The 14084-nt window shown below is 69.1% G+C and carries 15 protein-coding genes and 1 pseudogene; 6 read left to right on the plus strand and 10 right to left on the minus strand.

Annotated elements, in window-relative coordinates; all coding sequences use genetic code 11:
- Positions 1-39: 39 nt before the first annotated feature.
- From BN976_RS08820 to BN976_RS08850, 7 genes are read right to left on the minus strand one after another with little or no spacing between them, the layout of a single operon-like run.
- Positions 40-1191 carry a site-2 protease family protein gene (locus tag BN976_RS08820; protein WP_105388441.1) on the minus strand — a complete coding sequence of 384 codons (1152 nt, stop codon included), beginning with the start codon at positions 1189-1191 and terminating at the stop codon, positions 40-42.
- 14 nt (positions 1192-1205) lie between these two features.
- Positions 1206-1460: an acyl carrier protein gene (locus tag BN976_RS08825; protein ID WP_011778674.1), complete on the minus strand. Its 255-nt coding sequence runs from the start codon at positions 1458-1460 to the stop codon at positions 1206-1208.
- A 5-nt stretch (positions 1461-1465) separates the two neighbouring features.
- Positions 1466-2761, minus strand: coding sequence for a dihydrolipoamide acetyltransferase family protein (locus BN976_RS08830; RefSeq protein WP_036369984.1), 1296 nt, complete (start codon positions 2759-2761; stop codon positions 1466-1468).
- A complete protein-coding gene (locus BN976_RS08835) occupies positions 2758-3735 on the minus strand; it encodes an alpha-ketoacid dehydrogenase subunit beta (protein WP_036369987.1) in 978 nt (325 codons plus the stop codon). The genes BN976_RS08830 and BN976_RS08835 overlap by 4 nt, the downstream gene beginning before the upstream one ends.
- Positions 3732-4703, minus strand: a complete 972-nt coding sequence (gene pdhA, locus BN976_RS08840; RefSeq protein WP_036369989.1) for a pyruvate dehydrogenase (acetyl-transferring) E1 component subunit alpha — start codon at positions 4701-4703, stop codon at positions 3732-3734. The genes BN976_RS08835 and pdhA overlap by 4 nt, the downstream gene beginning before the upstream one ends.
- Entirely contained in the window at positions 4703-6499 is a 1797-nt protein-coding gene (gene acsA, locus BN976_RS08845) for an acetate--CoA ligase (RefSeq protein ID WP_036369992.1), read from the minus strand. The genes pdhA and acsA overlap by 1 nt, the downstream gene beginning before the upstream one ends.
- Positions 6496-6768 carry a hypothetical protein gene (locus tag BN976_RS08850; RefSeq protein WP_036369994.1) on the minus strand — a complete coding sequence of 91 codons (273 nt, stop codon included), beginning with the start codon at positions 6766-6768 and terminating at the stop codon, positions 6496-6498. Before BN976_RS08850 ends, acsA begins: the two co-directional genes overlap by 4 nt.
- A 160-nt stretch (positions 6769-6928) precedes the next feature.
- Here BN976_RS08850 and BN976_RS08855 point away from each other — a divergent pair, with 160 nt between their 5' ends.
- Positions 6929-7360: a nitroreductase/quinone reductase family protein gene (locus tag BN976_RS08855; protein WP_036369997.1), complete on the plus strand. Its 432-nt coding sequence runs from the start codon at positions 6929-6931 to the stop codon at positions 7358-7360.
- Complete coding sequence (locus tag BN976_RS08860) at positions 7350-8456, plus strand: Rv2629 family ribosome hibernation factor (RefSeq protein ID WP_036369999.1); 1107 nt, start codon at positions 7350-7352, stop codon at positions 8454-8456. The genes BN976_RS08855 and BN976_RS08860 overlap by 11 nt, the downstream gene beginning before the upstream one ends.
- On the opposite strand, the gene BN976_RS08865 is transcribed toward BN976_RS08860, so the two are convergent.
- Positions 8443-8868 (minus strand): DUF2267 domain-containing protein, encoded by a 426-nt coding sequence (locus BN976_RS08865; protein WP_036370001.1) that lies wholly within the window; start codon positions 8866-8868, stop codon positions 8443-8445. The two genes, BN976_RS08860 and BN976_RS08865, sit on opposite strands and share 14 nt — an antisense overlap.
- Before the next feature lie 103 nt (positions 8869-8971).
- A complete protein-coding gene (locus BN976_RS08870) occupies positions 8972-9799 on the minus strand; it encodes a universal stress protein (RefSeq protein WP_036370002.1) in 828 nt (275 codons plus the stop codon).
- Positions 9800-9979: 180 nt separating this feature from the next.
- Here BN976_RS08870 and BN976_RS08875 point away from each other — a divergent pair, with 180 nt between their 5' ends.
- From BN976_RS08875 to BN976_RS08885, 3 genes and pseudogenes are all read left to right on the plus strand, one after another.
- Complete coding sequence (locus tag BN976_RS08875) at positions 9980-10408, plus strand: CBS domain-containing protein (RefSeq protein WP_036370003.1); 429 nt, start codon at positions 9980-9982, stop codon at positions 10406-10408.
- Positions 10405-10860 carry a DUF5709 domain-containing protein gene (locus BN976_RS08880; RefSeq protein WP_011778663.1) on the plus strand — a complete coding sequence of 152 codons (456 nt, stop codon included), beginning with the start codon at positions 10405-10407 and terminating at the stop codon, positions 10858-10860. The genes BN976_RS08875 and BN976_RS08880 overlap by 4 nt, the downstream gene beginning before the upstream one ends.
- A 53-nt stretch (positions 10861-10913) precedes the next feature.
- Positions 10914-11513 (plus strand): annotated as a pseudogene (locus BN976_RS08885) (dienelactone hydrolase family protein); the annotation flags it as partial.
- 9 nt (positions 11514-11522) lie between these two features.
- On the opposite strand, the gene BN976_RS08890 reads toward BN976_RS08885, so the two are convergent.
- On the minus strand, positions 11523-13628 hold the full coding sequence (locus BN976_RS08890; protein ID WP_036370004.1) for an adenosylcobalamin-dependent ribonucleoside-diphosphate reductase: 2106 nt from the start codon (positions 13626-13628) through the stop codon (positions 11523-11525).
- 176 nt (positions 13629-13804) lie between these two features.
- Between BN976_RS08890 and BN976_RS08895 the strand changes: the two genes are divergently transcribed.
- Positions 13805-14062 (plus strand): Rv2628 protein family, encoded by a 258-nt coding sequence (locus tag BN976_RS08895; protein ID WP_011778660.1) that lies wholly within the window; start codon positions 13805-13807, stop codon positions 14060-14062.
- Positions 14063-14084 lie beyond the last annotated feature (22 nt).

Consider the following 14084-nt stretch of genomic DNA (forward strand, 5'->3'; position numbering starts at 1 on the left):
CGTTTGAGCACTTCGGCTGCACGGCTGCAGGTGGCGCGGCTACCCGTTGCCCGGTCCCGCGGGCTGACCGACTGCGGCGAGGTTGCGCACATCGATCATTCTGGCGACATCTGCGGCGGTCACCACGCCAATCGCCCGGTCGGCGGCCATCACGACGATGCGATTTCCGGTGCTGCGGTCGAGCCGCTGCACCACCTCGACGAGCGGTTCGCCCGGATCGGCGGTGGCCATTCGGTTCCGTGGGATGGCGATGTCGGCGAGCCGCGTGGTGTCGCGCTCGACAGGTGGTACGACCCGTACCTGCGCGAGGGTGACGAGTCCGGTGCACGTGCCGTCGGGGTGGGTCACCGGATAGGCCGAGTGGCGGTCGCCGAGCAGGTGATCGTCGATGAAGCGCTGCACCGAGAGTGACTCCGGGACGGTGCGGGGGTTGGGCGTCATGACGGCGGCGACCCGGACCCCGGCCAGCGACGCGCGGGCCCGGACGGCGGCGTTCTCGTCACGTGCTGCGGTGAGCAGGAACCAGCCGATGAAGGCCAGCCATGCGCCTCCGATGAGCGAGCCGAGCAGAAACTCCACCAATCCGAGCCCGATCAGCAGGTAGGCGACGACGCGCCCGGCGCGGGCCGCGCCGATGGCCGCGCGCACGGGATCTCCGTGCCGGTGCCAGAGGTAGGCACGCAGGATCCGTCCCCCGTCCAACGGTGCACCGGGCAGCAGGTTGAAGACGGCGAGCACCGCGTTGGCCGCGGCCAGCCACGCCGCCACCTCGGTGGCCAGCGGGGAGATCCCGGTGCCGGCCAGGCCCGCCGCGACCGCGGCGAACACGGCGGAAAGGGCCAGGCTCAACGCGGGACCGGCTGCCGCCATCCGGAATTCGTCCCGCGGTGTCTTGGCCTCCCCTGCCAGCCGGGCCACCCCGCCGAACAACCACAGGGTGACTTCCGGTACGGGGATCCCTGAGCGCCTTGCCACCACGGCGTGCGCCAGTTCGTGAGCGAGGAGGCCGGCCGCGAACAGCGCCGCGCCGCAGAAGCCGGCGACCCAGTACACCGCATCCGGGTAGCCGGGGGCGGACCCCGGGAGTGTGCTGGCAAGACTCCAGGCGAAGAGCCAGACGATGACCACCACACTCCAGTGGACAGTCACGGTCAGACCGCGCATCCGGCCCAGGGCTACTCCGTGCTCCACGCCGCGATCCTCCGTCACGGTCCCGTGGCGTGCTGCTCGACGTATCCGACGACGTCGGCGAGCGTGCGCAGCTTCTTGTAGTCGGCCTCCGGGATGTCGACGTGAAGCCGCTTGTGGATCCCGACCAGGAAGTTCAGCCAGTCCATCGAGTCCAGATCCACCTGGTCGCGCAGCAGCTCGTGGTCGTCGATGTCGTCGGGTTCCACCTCGGGGGCGATCGCGGTCAGCACCGCGAGGATGTCGCCGCGGATGTCCTGCTCTGTTCTCATGGCGGTCACTTCTCGAATTGGTCGGGTTGTTGGAGGAGTTGGTCGATCGCGGCCAGGAACATCGCGCCGCGATGCCCGTCACTGGCCCGGTGGTCGGCGGCCAGCGTGGCGTGCACCGTGGTGGCGATGCGGATTCCGCCGTCGACGGCGCACACCCGCTGGGCCGGTTTGCCGAAGCCGACCAGTGCCACCTGTGGCGGATAGATGATGCCGAAAACCGTGTCCACGCCTTGATCCCCGAGGTTGGTTACGGTGATCGTGGGGTCGGACATCTCCGAGCTGCGGAGCGAGCCCGCACGGGCGCGCGCCACCAGATCGGTCAGCTCCGACATCACCTCGTCGAGTTTCTTGCCGGGGACGTCGTGGATGGCGGGCGCCACCAGCCCGCCGCCGCGCAGCGAGATCCCGACACCGACGTGCACCGCGTCCGCGGGGACGAACCCGTCGTCCCGCCAGAATCCGTTGAGCTCCTGAAAGCGTTGCGCCGCAACGCCCACGGCCTTGAGCAACAGCGCGGCGGGCAGCACCCGCTCGGTGATCGATCGCTGGGCGTTGCGTTCGGCCAGCCACTGCGACGACGCGTCCAGCAGGATCTCGTTGGCGAGGTAGTAGTGCGGGATCTCGCGTTTGGACCGGCCCATCGCCGCGGCGATGGACCGGCGCATCATGGCGCCGCGGGACTCGGCGGGCTTCGCGGCCGCAGGCCCGGCGGTCTCTGCCGCAGGCCGGGCGGTTTCGGCCGCAGATCCGGCGGCTTCCGCGGCGGCATGTTCCACGTCGGTGATGGTGACCGCGCCCTGGGGCCCGGTGCCGGTGACGGCGTCGAGGTCGACGTGCAGTGACGAGGCCAGGCGGCGCGCGGCGGGCGAGACCCACCGCCGGTGCCCGGACGGCACGGCGGCGGGCCGCCCAGACGACACGGCGGCGGGCCGCCCAGACGACACCGCGGCGGGCCGCCCAGACGACACGGCGGCGGGCTGCTCGGGTGGCGCTACGGCGGGCTGCTCGGACGGCGCCACGGCGGGCTGCTTTGGGGATACGGCCGGGTGCTCGGCAGCAACCTCGCCACTTTCCAGCAGCGTCGCCAACGGGGTGCCCACCGAAACGGTCTGCCCGACGGGCACCAGCAGTTCGTGGACCGTACCGTCGTGCCAGCACTCGATCTCGACGGCGGCCTTGGTGGTCTCGACCACCGCGACGACCTGCCCGCGGCTGACGGTGTCACCCGGCTTCACAAGCCATTCGTTGAGCATGCCCTCGTCCATGTCGGAGCCCAGGGCCGGCATCGCGAACTCGATCACGGTTGGCCTCCGAAAAGTCCCTGGGCCGCGGCGACGATCGTGTCCCGCTGCGGCAGGGCCGCTTGTTCGAGATGACGGGCGTAGGGGATCGGAACCTCGGCGCTGCACACCCGGGCGACCGGGGCGTCGAGGTCGAAGAAGGCCTGCTCGGTGATCTGTGTGCTGATCTCGGCCGCGAGGCTGCCTGTGCGCCAGCCTTCGTCGACGATGACCGCGCGATGCGTCTTGCGCACCGAGCCGACGAACGTCTCGGTGTCCAGCGGCCGCAGCACCCGCAGGTCGATCACCTCGCAGTCGATGCCGGCCAGCGCAAGCTGGTCGGCGGCGTCGAGCACCTTGGGCAGACTGCCGCCGTAGGTGATCAGCGAGACATCGGAGCCCTGCCGCCGGATCGCTGCCCGCGAAATATCCTGCGCGCCAAGCTCCGCCACGTCGGCTGAGGTGTTGTAGAGCTGCACATGCTCGAACATGATCACCGGATCGGGGTCCTGCAGAGCCGTGGACAGCATCCCGTAGGCGTCCTCCACCGTCGCCGGGGCAACCACTTTGATACCCGGGATGTGGGCGTACCAGCCCTCCAGGCTGTGCGAGTGCTGGGCGGCCAACTGGCGGCCCGCCCCGGTCGCCATCCTGACCACCAGCGGCACCGAGAACTGTCCGCCGGACATATGGCGCAGCGCGGCAGCGGTGTTGACGATCTGATCGAGCGCCAGCAGGCTGAAGTTCACCGTCATGATCTCGACGATCGGCCGCAATCCCCCTAGCGCAGCGCCGATTCCGATGCCGACGAACCCCAGCTCCGACAGTGGGGTGTCCCGCACCCGGTCGGGCCCGAACTCCTCGAGCAGACCCTTGGACACGGCATACGTGCCTCCATAACGACCGACGTCCTCGCCCATCAACAGCACTCGCGGGTCGTCGCGCAGCGCATCGGCGATCGCGTCGTGCACGGCCGTGCGGTAGCTGGTCTTCATCGTTGTCCCCCCGCCGGTGTCAACACATCGCGTTCGAGATCCTCGACGTCTTCCCATGTCCCGGCCTCCGCGTAGGCCACCGCGTCGCTGAGTTCGACGCCGACGGCTTCTTCGATCGCGGCCACGTCCTCGGGCGCCAGTAGACCTTCACCGGTACAGCGGTCGGTGAACATCGCGATCGGATCCCGCTGGCGCCACTGCTCCACCTCGGCCTTGTCCCGGTACAGCTCGGGGTCGAACATCGAGTGCGCGCGGAAGCGGTAGGTGCGGAACTCCACGAAGAACGGTCCGCCGCCGCGACGGACGTGCTCGACGGCCTCCTGGGCAGCGAATTGGCAAGCCGCGACATCCATTCCGTCGACCGCCAGGGTGGGCACGTTGTAGGCCGCGGCCTTCACGGTGAGATCGGTCTGCGACAGCTCGCGTCGCAGGGCGGTGCCCATTGCGTAGAGGTTGTTCTCGCAGCAGAACAGCACGGGCAGACGCCACAGCACCGCCATGTTCAGTGACTCGTGGAAGGCTCCCTCGGCCACCGCGCCCTCGCCGAAGTAGCAGGCAGTGACCCGGTTGCGGCCCTGGTGGGCGTCGGCCAGCGCGAGACCGGCCGCCAGCGGCAACCCGCCGGAGACGATCGCGTTCCCCCCGTAGAACCGTCTGTCCGCGTCGAACAGGTGCATGGACCCGCCGCGGCCGCGGGAGCAGCCCTGCACCTTGCCGAACATCTCGGCCATGATGGAGGTCATCGGCACCCCTCGCAGCAGCGCGTGTGCGTGCTCCCGATACGTGGCAACCACCGCGTCGTCGGGGCCCAGCGCCCGCAGTGAGCCGGCGGCCACCGCCTCCTCACCGACGTAGAGGTGCAGGAAGCCGCGGATCTTGCTCTCGCTGTAGAGCTCTGCACATTTCTCCTCCATCCGCCGGACCCGGATCATGTCCGTCAGGAGGTCGCGCGCCTGCCCGCTGTCCATCAGCGCGTCACCGCCGTCGCACTCGCACTGCCGGTGGTCTCGATGGTCGAGGTGTCCCCCTCCGGAAGGCCGAGCTCGCGGGCTTTCAGCAGCCGGCGCATGATCTTCCCGCTGCGGGTGTGCGGCAACGAGTCGGCGAACGCGATCGTCTTCGGGGCCACGGCGGCTCCCAACCGCTTGCGGGCGTGCGCCATGAGGTCGCGCTGCAACGCGTCGTCGGGTTGATATCCGTCCTTGAGCGTGACGAACGCCTTCACCACCTCGCCGACCGTGGGGTCGGGCACGCCGATGACCGCGGCCTCGGCGACGGCCGGATGGTCGGTGAGCGCGTTCTCCACCTCGAAGGGGCCGATCAGATGCCCGGCGGACTTGATGACGTCGTCCGCGCGGCCCACGAACCAGAAGTAGCCGTCGTCGTCGCGCTTGGCCATGTCCCCGGTCAGGTAGAGCCCGTCGGCGAAGGTTTTGCGGTAGCGCTCCTCCTGGTGCAGGTAGCCGCGGAACATCGACGGCCAACCCGGCTTCAGCGCAAGCTCCCCCTCCACCCCGGGGGTGTCGATCACCTCCACCGCACCGTCGTCCCGGCGATGGACGATCGTGGCGTGCACCCCGGGCAGCGGCCGACCCATCGAGCCCGGCTTGATGTCGAACGCGGGAGTGTTGGCGATCATGATGCCGCCGGTCTCGGTCTGCCACCAGTTGTCGTGAATGGGCAGTCCCAGAACGCGTTTCCCCCACCACACGGCTTCCGCGTTGAGCGGTTCCCCGACGCTGGCGACGAACCGCAGCCGTGGGAACCGGGAGCCCGCCGCCAGTTCTGCTCCTGCCTTGATCAGCATCCGGATGGCGGTGGGGGCGGTGTACCACACCGTGACACCCTGGCTTTCCAGGATGCGGTACCAGCGTTCGGCGTCGAAGTCGCCTTCGTCGACGATCGACGTGACGCCGTGCAGCAGAGGCGCGATCACCCCGTAGGACATGCCGGTGACCCAGCCGGGATCGGCTGTGCACCAGTAGACGTCGTCCTCGTGAAGGTCGAGGGCGTAGCGCCCGGTGACGTAGTGCATGGTGACCGCACCGTGGACGTGCAACGCGCCCTTGGGGGTTCCGGTGGTCCCGCTGGTGAAGTGCAGCAGGGCGGGATCGTCGGCCGTGGTCGGCTCGATCGGCGCATCGTCACCGGCCGCGTCCATGCGGGGCCAGAACCCCATCGTCTGGGCTCCGGAGTCGTCGTCGTGGTCGTCGATGACGAACACGTGCCGCAGCGAGGGCAATTGGTCCCGGATGCCCGCGATCTTCTTGCGGTACTGCGCTTTTGTGGTGATCAGTACGTCGGCTTCGCCGATACTCAGCCTGGTCGCGACGGGCTCGGGACCGAACGCGGAGAACAGCGGCGACACCACGCTGCCGTTGCGCAGCGCGCCGAGTATCGCGACGTAGAGCTCGGGACAGCGACCGAGCAGGGTGAAGACCCGGTCACCTTTGTGGACGTCGAGTGATCGCAGCACGTCGGTGAACTTGCGCGCGAGCAGCCCCAGCTCGCCGTAACTCAGGCCGCGGACGCTCAGGCCGGTGTCGCCGTCGGATTCGGATACGAACCGCAGCGCGGTGCGCGAGGCCGTCGGACCGTGGGCATGCCGGTCCACGGCCGCGTAGGCGATGTTGCACAGCCCGGGACCCATCTCCGCGCACAGGTTCGGGGCGGCCGCCCAGTCGAAGGTGGCGCAAGTCTTTTCATAGTCAACAAGATTCGGGGTGACGCGCCAGTCCTGGGCGGTCTTGTGGATGACGGTCACGACACCCCACCGGCGTTCGGCGACCCCAGCACCCCGGTCCGCACGGCATCCCCGAGGTTTGCCATGACGCGTTCCAGCAGCGCCCCGTAGGCCGACCCGTCGTCGTGCAGCCTGCGGTGTCCGCGGTGCAGCAGGAAGGCGTCGAGCCGACGGTCGATCGGCCACTGCGCGTAGATTTCCCCGGTGAACTCGGAGCGCAGGAATTGCCAGGCGATGTCGTCGAGCTGGCGCTGGGTCGGGGCAGGACGGTCAGTCGACGTCATAGGCATGGTCGCTCCCTTTGAACGGTGAATCGACCTCATCGTTTTCCGTGACCGCTCCCCCGGAATAGAGACGAAAGTCACCCATCACCGAAATGGTGGCTTAGGTCCCTGCAACGGGGGTCCGCTGACTCTGCCGCCCCGGACGCCCGCCGGTGACCATCGGGGTATGGCCAGACAATCCACGATTTCGGCCCGGGATGCGGTGCGGACGTTCAACAAACATGTGCTCAATCCCGTGATGCTGCTTCTGGCCGGTCGCAGGCACTGGTACGCCGCAGCGCTGCGGCACACCGGTCGCCGCACCGGCAGGATCCGCACCACACCTGTCGTCGCGGAACGGGTGTCAGATGGATTCATCACCCCATTGCCCTACGGCACCGGCGTCGACTGGCTGCGCAACGTGCAGGCCACGGGAACGGCGACGATCACCGTCGACGGAAGCTCTTTCGACGTGGTCGATCCTCAGATCATCGACGCCGCAACGGCCGCCGGGCAGCTGTCGGCACGCCGCAGGCGCGCGTTCGAGCGCTTCGGTATCCAGCACTTCGTCAAGTTCGACTTGGCGACCGATACCAGCGGGGAAGACCATGCCCATTGACCGTCTCCGTTCCTTCGCCGATGCGTCCGGCCCGTTCGTGTCGCTCTACGTCGACGACACAAGGGACAATCCCGACGCCGAGAAGCGGGCCACCATCCGGTGGCAGGCGATTCGGCGGAACCTCGAAGACAGCGGCGCCGCCGAGCACATGATCGGCGCCGTCGAACGTGCGCTGCTGCACAGTCAGCCGGGCGTGGGACGCGGCGGCCGTGCGGTGATCGCAGGGCGCGAGGGCGTCCTGCTCAACGAGCACCTCGGTGCGCCGCCGTCGATCACGGTGCTGCGGGTCTCGGAATACCCGTACGTCCTGCCCCTGCTCGACCTCACGACCAGCAATCCCCCGTACGTGTTCGCCGCCGTCGACCATCTGGGCGCCGACCTCACCGGGCACCGCAACGGACTGGTGCACCGCGAAACGGTCGACGGACACGGTTATCCGGTGCACAAGCCGGTCTCCGCCGGATGGCAGGGATACGACGATCATGAGCGCTCGGCCGAGGAGGCCGTTCGGATGAATGCCCGCGCGGTCGCCGACCGCATCACCGACCTCGTCGACCGCGGTGGCGGCGAACTCGTGTTCCTGTCGGGCGAAGTCCGGGCCCGTACCGATGTCGTGGCCGCTCTGCCGCAACGCATCGCCGACCGCGTCGTCACGCTCCCGGCCGGCGCCCGCGGCGGCCGGGCCACCGAACGCGAGCTGGCCGGCGAGATCGACGCCGAATTCGCGCGCCGCCAACGCGACGGGGCGAACGCCGCCCTGGCGCGGTTCAAGGCCGAGTCCGCGCGCAACTCCGGATTGGCCGTCGAAGGCCTTCCCGACGTCTGCACGGCGCTGCGGGCCGGCTCCGTGGGCGCGCTGATCGTCGGCGACATGGGGAGTGCCACGGTCGTCTGTGGCCAGCGCCGCACCACGATCGCGCCCGACGCCGACACGTTGTCCGAACTCGGTGAAGCGCCGAGCGGCGTCGTGCTGGCCGACGAAGCCGTGCCGTTCCTGGCGATCTCGACCGATGCCACGGTGGTGCGGGCCGGCGACGGGGCGCAGCTCACCGACGGGATCGCGGCGGTGCTGCGTTATCCGCTCAGGGTTGCATGAGCGTCTTGATGTCGTCGGGCAGCTGGTCGAGCACCTTGGTGACCTGGGCAGGTGGGAGTAACCGCATGAGCACGGCCGTGACGGCCGCGGAGGCCTTCGCGACGTCGTGGACGGCGATGTTCGCCTCTTTGGCGAACCGCACCGTGTAGGCCTTCGCATCGAACTTGATCGGCACGGCGGCCGGATCCCAGCCTGCATAGAACACGCCCCTGACGAGGTCGGGAAGCTGCGCGGCAAAGTGCGCCGCCGCCTCCATGGTGAGACGGTCCCGCAGGGTGTGCAGCCAACCTCTCAGCACCCCATAGGCGAATTCCCGGTCGTCGGTGTCGAACTCACGCGCGATCTCGTTGACCCACGTGTGCGCGGCGTGCATGGCGTGGTCGAGTGCCGCGACCTTCGAAGTGTCACGCATGTCGGAACCTCCGTGTCCTCTTCGAGTCCTCTCCAAAGTCCTGTCCGATCAAGCACACCGCACCGAGGTGTCGCCCGGCAGGGTCGAAGGTCACCGCGCCGGGCTAGGGCTGCCGGGCGACGATCACCGGAACGCGGGCTTCGTCTGCCACGGCGGCGCTGACCGAGCCGAGCAGCTTGCCCGCGAATCCGCCGCGGCCGTGGCTGCCGACGACGACGAGCTGCGCCCGTTCCGCCTGCGCCAACAGCTGACGGGCCGGTTTCCCGAAGCGCACCAGCCGATGCACGACGACCTCCGGATACTGCTGACGCAGGTCGGCAAGCGACGCGGTCAGGAAATCCTCGGCGTCCTGTTCGAGCACCGAGGTCTGCGCGTCGTGAGAGGCCGGCGCGTCCGCGTCCTTGCACACGTGCAGGGCCAACAGGTCGGCCCCACGCCATGACGCCTCATCGAAGGCGATTGCCGCCGCGGCAAGCGAGGGCTTCGACCCGTCGACACCGACCAGGACGGGCCTCGGTTGCTGCTGGTCGGTGTCGTCGTGGACGATCGCCACCGGACAGTGGGCGTGGTGCAGTTGGCCCGCGCCGACACTGCCGACCCCCGGTGGCCGCCTTCCCGTGCGGCCGCGGCGGCCGACGACGATCATCTGCGCTGTACCGGACAGGTCGACCAGTGCCTGTACCGGTCTGCCGTGCACCCGCCTGGTCTCGATCTCGGATCCGCCGCCGCCGGCGGCGTCACGGCCCTGCGCCATCGCCTCGGCGAGCACCGCGTCGGCCTCCTCGTCCCCGCCCTCGGTGACGACGTGGACGATGGCGAGCCGAGCGTGGCGGAAGTGCGCCTCGCGGGCGGCCCACCGGACCGCCGCCAGCGAGCAATCCGACCCGTCCACCCCGACGACGACTCCGTGGGGGCTCCCCCGTTCAGGCATATCCGCTCCTCTCGGCAGCGCGACGCCTCGGTAGGTGACGCTAGTCCGGACAGCTCCCGAAGCTGGAGGCCTTGGTTGTGAATCTGATGCCAAAAGACCTCTGGGGACGGAAGCCGAATGGGCTCACAATTCATACAGGCCAGGGGATGACCCGGCTCACCTGTTGGAGGAGGACACACCATGACAACTGCACGGGAGATCATGCACACCGGGGTGACGTGTGTCGGTGAGCACGAGACGCTGGCCGAGGCCGCACGCCGCATGGCGGAGCTGGGCATCGGGGCGTTGCCTGTCTGCGGGGACGACGACCGGCTGCACGGTATGGTCACCGACCGCGACATCGTCATCAAGTGCATTGCCGCGGGACATGATCCCGCCGCCGTCACCGTCGGCGAACTGGCGCAGGGCAGCGTCTATCACGTGGACGCCGACGCCGACGCGCAGCAGATGCTCACCCTGATGGAGGAGCACCAGGTCCGCAGATTGCCGGTGATCGACGACCACCGGCTCGTCGGGATCGTCTCCGAAGCCGACGTCGCCCGTCACCTGCCCGAATACGCTGTCGCACAGTTCGTCAAGGCGATCTGCGCTCAGCAGGCGATCGCATGAGCACATCGAACTTCGGCACCGGCCCGGCGGCGGGTGAGTACAGCACCGACCCCGAGAACCAACTCCAGCAGGAGGACACCCTCATCGACCGTGGCGTCGAAGACGTACTCGACGAGGGGTACTCACCTCCCGAAAGGCCCTACGGGCGTGGCGCATTCGGACCCGACGAGAGCATGGACCAGCTTCTCTCCGAGGAGGAGCCCGACCCGGCGGCACAGCTCGATTCATCGTTCGACGACGCCGGGCGACAGCGGTCGGACGAAGCGGAGCGTGACGCCGAGTTCCCCTGGCGGCGCGAGGTCGGCAACGCTCGTGCGGGTCGGCTCGTCGCCCCGGATCTGGGGTTCGGGGAGGACACCGAGGACGAACTCGTCGCGGACGACGTGGGCATCAGCGGGGGCGCAGCGTCGGCAGAGGAGGCCGCGGTCCACATCATCGAAGACGACCGGTGACGCGGTTGCTCGAGGACGCCCCGGTGCGGGTGTCGACCGCCGCGGCGGACTTGGACGGTCATCTCACCGTTCCCGAGAACGCCGCCGGCGTGGTCGTCTTCGCGCACGGCAGCGGCAGCAGCCGACACAGCATCCGTAACCGCTACGTGGCCAAGGTGCTCAACGAGGCCGGTCTTGCGACCCTGCTGTTCGACCTGCTCACGCCCGCCGAGGAAGCCGACCGTGCCAACGTGTTCGACATCGACCTGCTGGCGGGCCGACTCGTCGACGTCACGTTGTGGCTCGCGGGCAGGCCCGATCTCGCTGTGCTGCCCGTCGGCTATTTCGGCGCAAGTACCGGTGCGGGCGCGGCCTTGACCGCGGCCGCCGACAGACGCGTCGACATCGCCGCCGTGGTGTCACGGGGTGGACGGCCCGATCTGGCCGGCGTCCACCTGGGAGCCGTCACCGCGCCGACGTTGCTGATCGTCGGCTCGCGCGACGAGGTGGTACTCGAGCTGAATCAGCGTGCGCAGGCGGCGATGTCGGCCGAATGCACGGTCGCCGTGGTGCCCGGTGCGACCCATCTCTTCGAGGAGCCCGGCACCCTCGAGCAGGCCGCGGCGCTCGCGCGGGACTGGTTCGTCCGTCACCTGGGAACCCCGGGTGGGTGAGCACGCGGCTCACATCTCGCAGGACCGGCCCACACATCCGCCACTGAACTCCAGGTCGGCGTGGGGCACCTGCGGCGGCGGAGCGGCGTAGGACAGCACCTGACCTTGCCGACTGCCGTAGCGGTACACGGTGATGCCCTTGACTTTCGCCTTCCACGCGCTCAGGTAGATCGCGCGGACGTCGTCGGCCGTCGCCGCCTCGGGCAGGTTCACCGTCTTCGACACGGCGGCGTCGACGTGCCGCTGCACTGCGGCCTGCATGCGCAGATGCCATTCGGGGGAGATCTCGGCGGCGGTCGGGAACGCCGCGCGCACGTCCGCGGGCAGGTCACCGCGGTAACCCCGCACTCCCCCGCTGTGCGCGATCTCGGTGATCAGCTCGTCGGTGTAGAACCCCCGGCGCCGCGCCATCCGGTCGAAACACGGATTGACCTCCAGCAGATGCCTGCCGACCACGGCGCGGGTGTACGCGATCGCGAACATCGGCTCGATGCCGGCGGTGGTGCCCGCGATCAACGAGATCGTGCCGGTCGGCGCCACCGACGTGAGCTGGGCGTTGCGCCGCGGCCGGGTGAGGCGACTGTCGGGGTACGCGGGGAACGGGCCCCGCTCCGCGGCGAGCTGCTCCGAGGTCTCGTGCGCCACCCGCTGCACGCGGCCCATGATCCGGCCCGCCAGCCGTACCGCGTCGTCACTGTCGTACGGGATGCCCAGCGAGGCAAGGACTTCGGCCAGTCCCATCACGCCGAGACCGATCTTGCGGGTAGCGCGGCCGGCCGCGTCGAGCTCATCGAACGGATACCGGCTGACGTCGATGACGTCGTCGAGGAAACGCACGGCCAGTGCAGTGACGTCGCGCAGCCGGCTCCAGTCGATGCGGCCGTCGGTGACCATCCGGGCAAGGTTGAGCGAGCCGAGGTTGCACGACTCGTTGGGTAGCAGCGGCACCTCACCACACGGGTTGGTCGCCTCGATCCGGCCGAGCCGCGGTACCGGGTTGGCGCGGTTGACGGTGTCGAGGAACACCAGCCCGGGATCGCCGCAGGCACGTGCGGACTCGCAGATGACATCGAACAGCTCGACCGCGGAGACCTTGGCGACGGTGCGCCCGGTGCGGGGATTGACGAGTCGATGCACATCACCGCGCTCCACCGCGCGCATGAACGAGTCGCTGACTCCCACCGACAGGTTGAAATGCGACAGTCGTTCCGGCGACTCGGTTTTCGCGGTGACAAAGTCCTCAATGTCGGGGTGTGACACGTCGAGCACGCCCATACATGCGCCGCGCCGCCGGCCGCCAAGGGAAACGACCCTGGCCGCGGTGTCGAAGAGTTCCAGGAACGAGACCGGCCCGCTGGCTCGGCCGCCGGTGCTGGCGATCCGGTCACCGGCGGGCCGCAGGCGGCTGAACGCGAATCCCGTACCACCGCCACAGCGCTGCACCTCCGCGGCGTGTCCCAGCGTCGAGAAGATGGAACGCAGCGAGTCGTCGACGGGCAGCACCACACAGCCCGAGAGCAGCCCGAGATCGCTGCCCGCGTTCATCAGGGTCGGCGAGTTCGGCAGGAACTCCAGGCGGCGCAGCGACGCGGCGAACTGATCGGCCCACCGCGCCGACGATCCCGGCAGATACCGGTCCTCGGCGGTCGCGACGTAACGGGCGGCCCGGTCCATCATCTCGCCCGTCGACTCGGTCGGGTGACCGCGCTCGTCGTGCTGCAGATATCTCTCCCGCAGCACGGTCACTGCGGCCAGACTGAGCTTCAACTCGTCGCGGACCCCGAGAAGCGCCTTCGCCGAACGTAATTCGGCGTGCCGGTTCCGGTAGATGATGTAGGCGCGGGCGACGTCGTCGAGGCCGGCCTCCCCCAGCCGGGCCTCGACGTAGTCCTGGATCTTCTCGACGGGCGCGATCGCCGACCCGAGCGCATCGGCCACCGTCACCGCCACGGTCCCCGGCATGTCGGGATCCGCACAGGCCACCTCACACGCGGCCCGGCTGACGGCAGCTTCGATCCGTCCGATGTCGAAAGGGACCAGGGTGCCGTCGCGCCGCCTGACCTGCGTGGGCCACTTCGACGGCGACGCGGGTGTCTTCTGCTTCACGGCCGTCATGAGAGAACCTTTCGCCTGAGCACCGATGCTTGCCGCGCGGCCCGTCGAGGAGAAGGGCCGAAAGTCCCACCCGCCCGTCATGGGACCAAAGCACCTATGAATCACCGCACATCGGCCTTAGCGCCGAGCGCCCGCGGGTGGTGTGCTCGAGACACACGATTCGCCGAGGAGCCACGATGAAGACGCTGAGCTGCCTGATACGCCGCACCGGACCGGGTCCCGCCACCTACGTGCTCACCGACCGCCTGCATCGAGAACGCTCGGTCCGCGTCACGGCGGACGAGATCACCGTCACCGTGTCGAGTTGGCTGGAACAACTGGGCGTGCACAGCGCCTTGGCCGACGACTTCGCCCGCACCGTCCGGGAAGGCGATTGGGCCGGCGCCCACGCGCTCGCCGAGGCACTGTCGGTCGATGTCGCGGTCACGGCGTGACCTGCTCGGCCTGCGCGTGAGG

The sequence above is a fragment of the Mycolicibacterium austroafricanum genome (genome assembly GCF_000612725.1).
GTDB classification, from domain to species: domain Bacteria; phylum Actinomycetota; class Actinomycetes; order Mycobacteriales; family Mycobacteriaceae; genus Mycobacterium; species Mycobacterium austroafricanum.

Excerpts from the sequence above, each read along its gene's own strand:
- BN976_RS08825 (WP_011778674.1), bottom strand. The coding sequence starts at position 1,460 with ATGAGAACAGAGCAGGACATCCGCGGCGACATCCTCGCGGTGCTGACC.
- BN976_RS08835 (WP_036369987.1), bottom strand. The coding sequence starts at position 3,735 with ATGAAGACCAGCTACCGCACGGCCGTGCACGACGCGATCGCCGATGCG.
- pdhA (WP_036369989.1), bottom strand. The coding sequence starts at position 4,703 with ATGGACAGCGGGCAGGCGCGCGACCTCCTGACGGACATGATCCGGGTC.
- BN976_RS08850 (WP_036369994.1), bottom strand. The coding sequence starts at position 6,768 with ATGCCTATGACGTCGACTGACCGTCCTGCCCCGACCCAGCGCCAGCTC.
- BN976_RS08855 (WP_036369997.1), top strand. The coding sequence starts at position 6,929 with ATGGCCAGACAATCCACGATTTCGGCCCGGGATGCGGTGCGGACGTTC.
- BN976_RS08860 (WP_036369999.1), top strand. The coding sequence starts at position 7,350 with ATGCCCATTGACCGTCTCCGTTCCTTCGCCGATGCGTCCGGCCCGTTC.
- BN976_RS08865 (WP_036370001.1), bottom strand. The coding sequence starts at position 8,868 with ATGCGTGACACTTCGAAGGTCGCGGCACTCGACCACGCCATGCACGCC.
- BN976_RS08870 (WP_036370002.1), bottom strand. The coding sequence starts at position 9,799 with ATGCCTGAACGGGGGAGCCCCCACGGAGTCGTCGTCGGGGTGGACGGG.
- BN976_RS08875 (WP_036370003.1), top strand. The coding sequence starts at position 9,980 with ATGACAACTGCACGGGAGATCATGCACACCGGGGTGACGTGTGTCGGT.
- BN976_RS08880 (WP_011778663.1), top strand. The coding sequence starts at position 10,405 with ATGAGCACATCGAACTTCGGCACCGGCCCGGCGGCGGGTGAGTACAGC.
- BN976_RS08890 (WP_036370004.1), bottom strand. The coding sequence starts at position 13,628 with ATGACGGCCGTGAAGCAGAAGACACCCGCGTCGCCGTCGAAGTGGCCC.
- BN976_RS08895 (WP_011778660.1), top strand. The coding sequence starts at position 13,805 with ATGAAGACGCTGAGCTGCCTGATACGCCGCACCGGACCGGGTCCCGCC.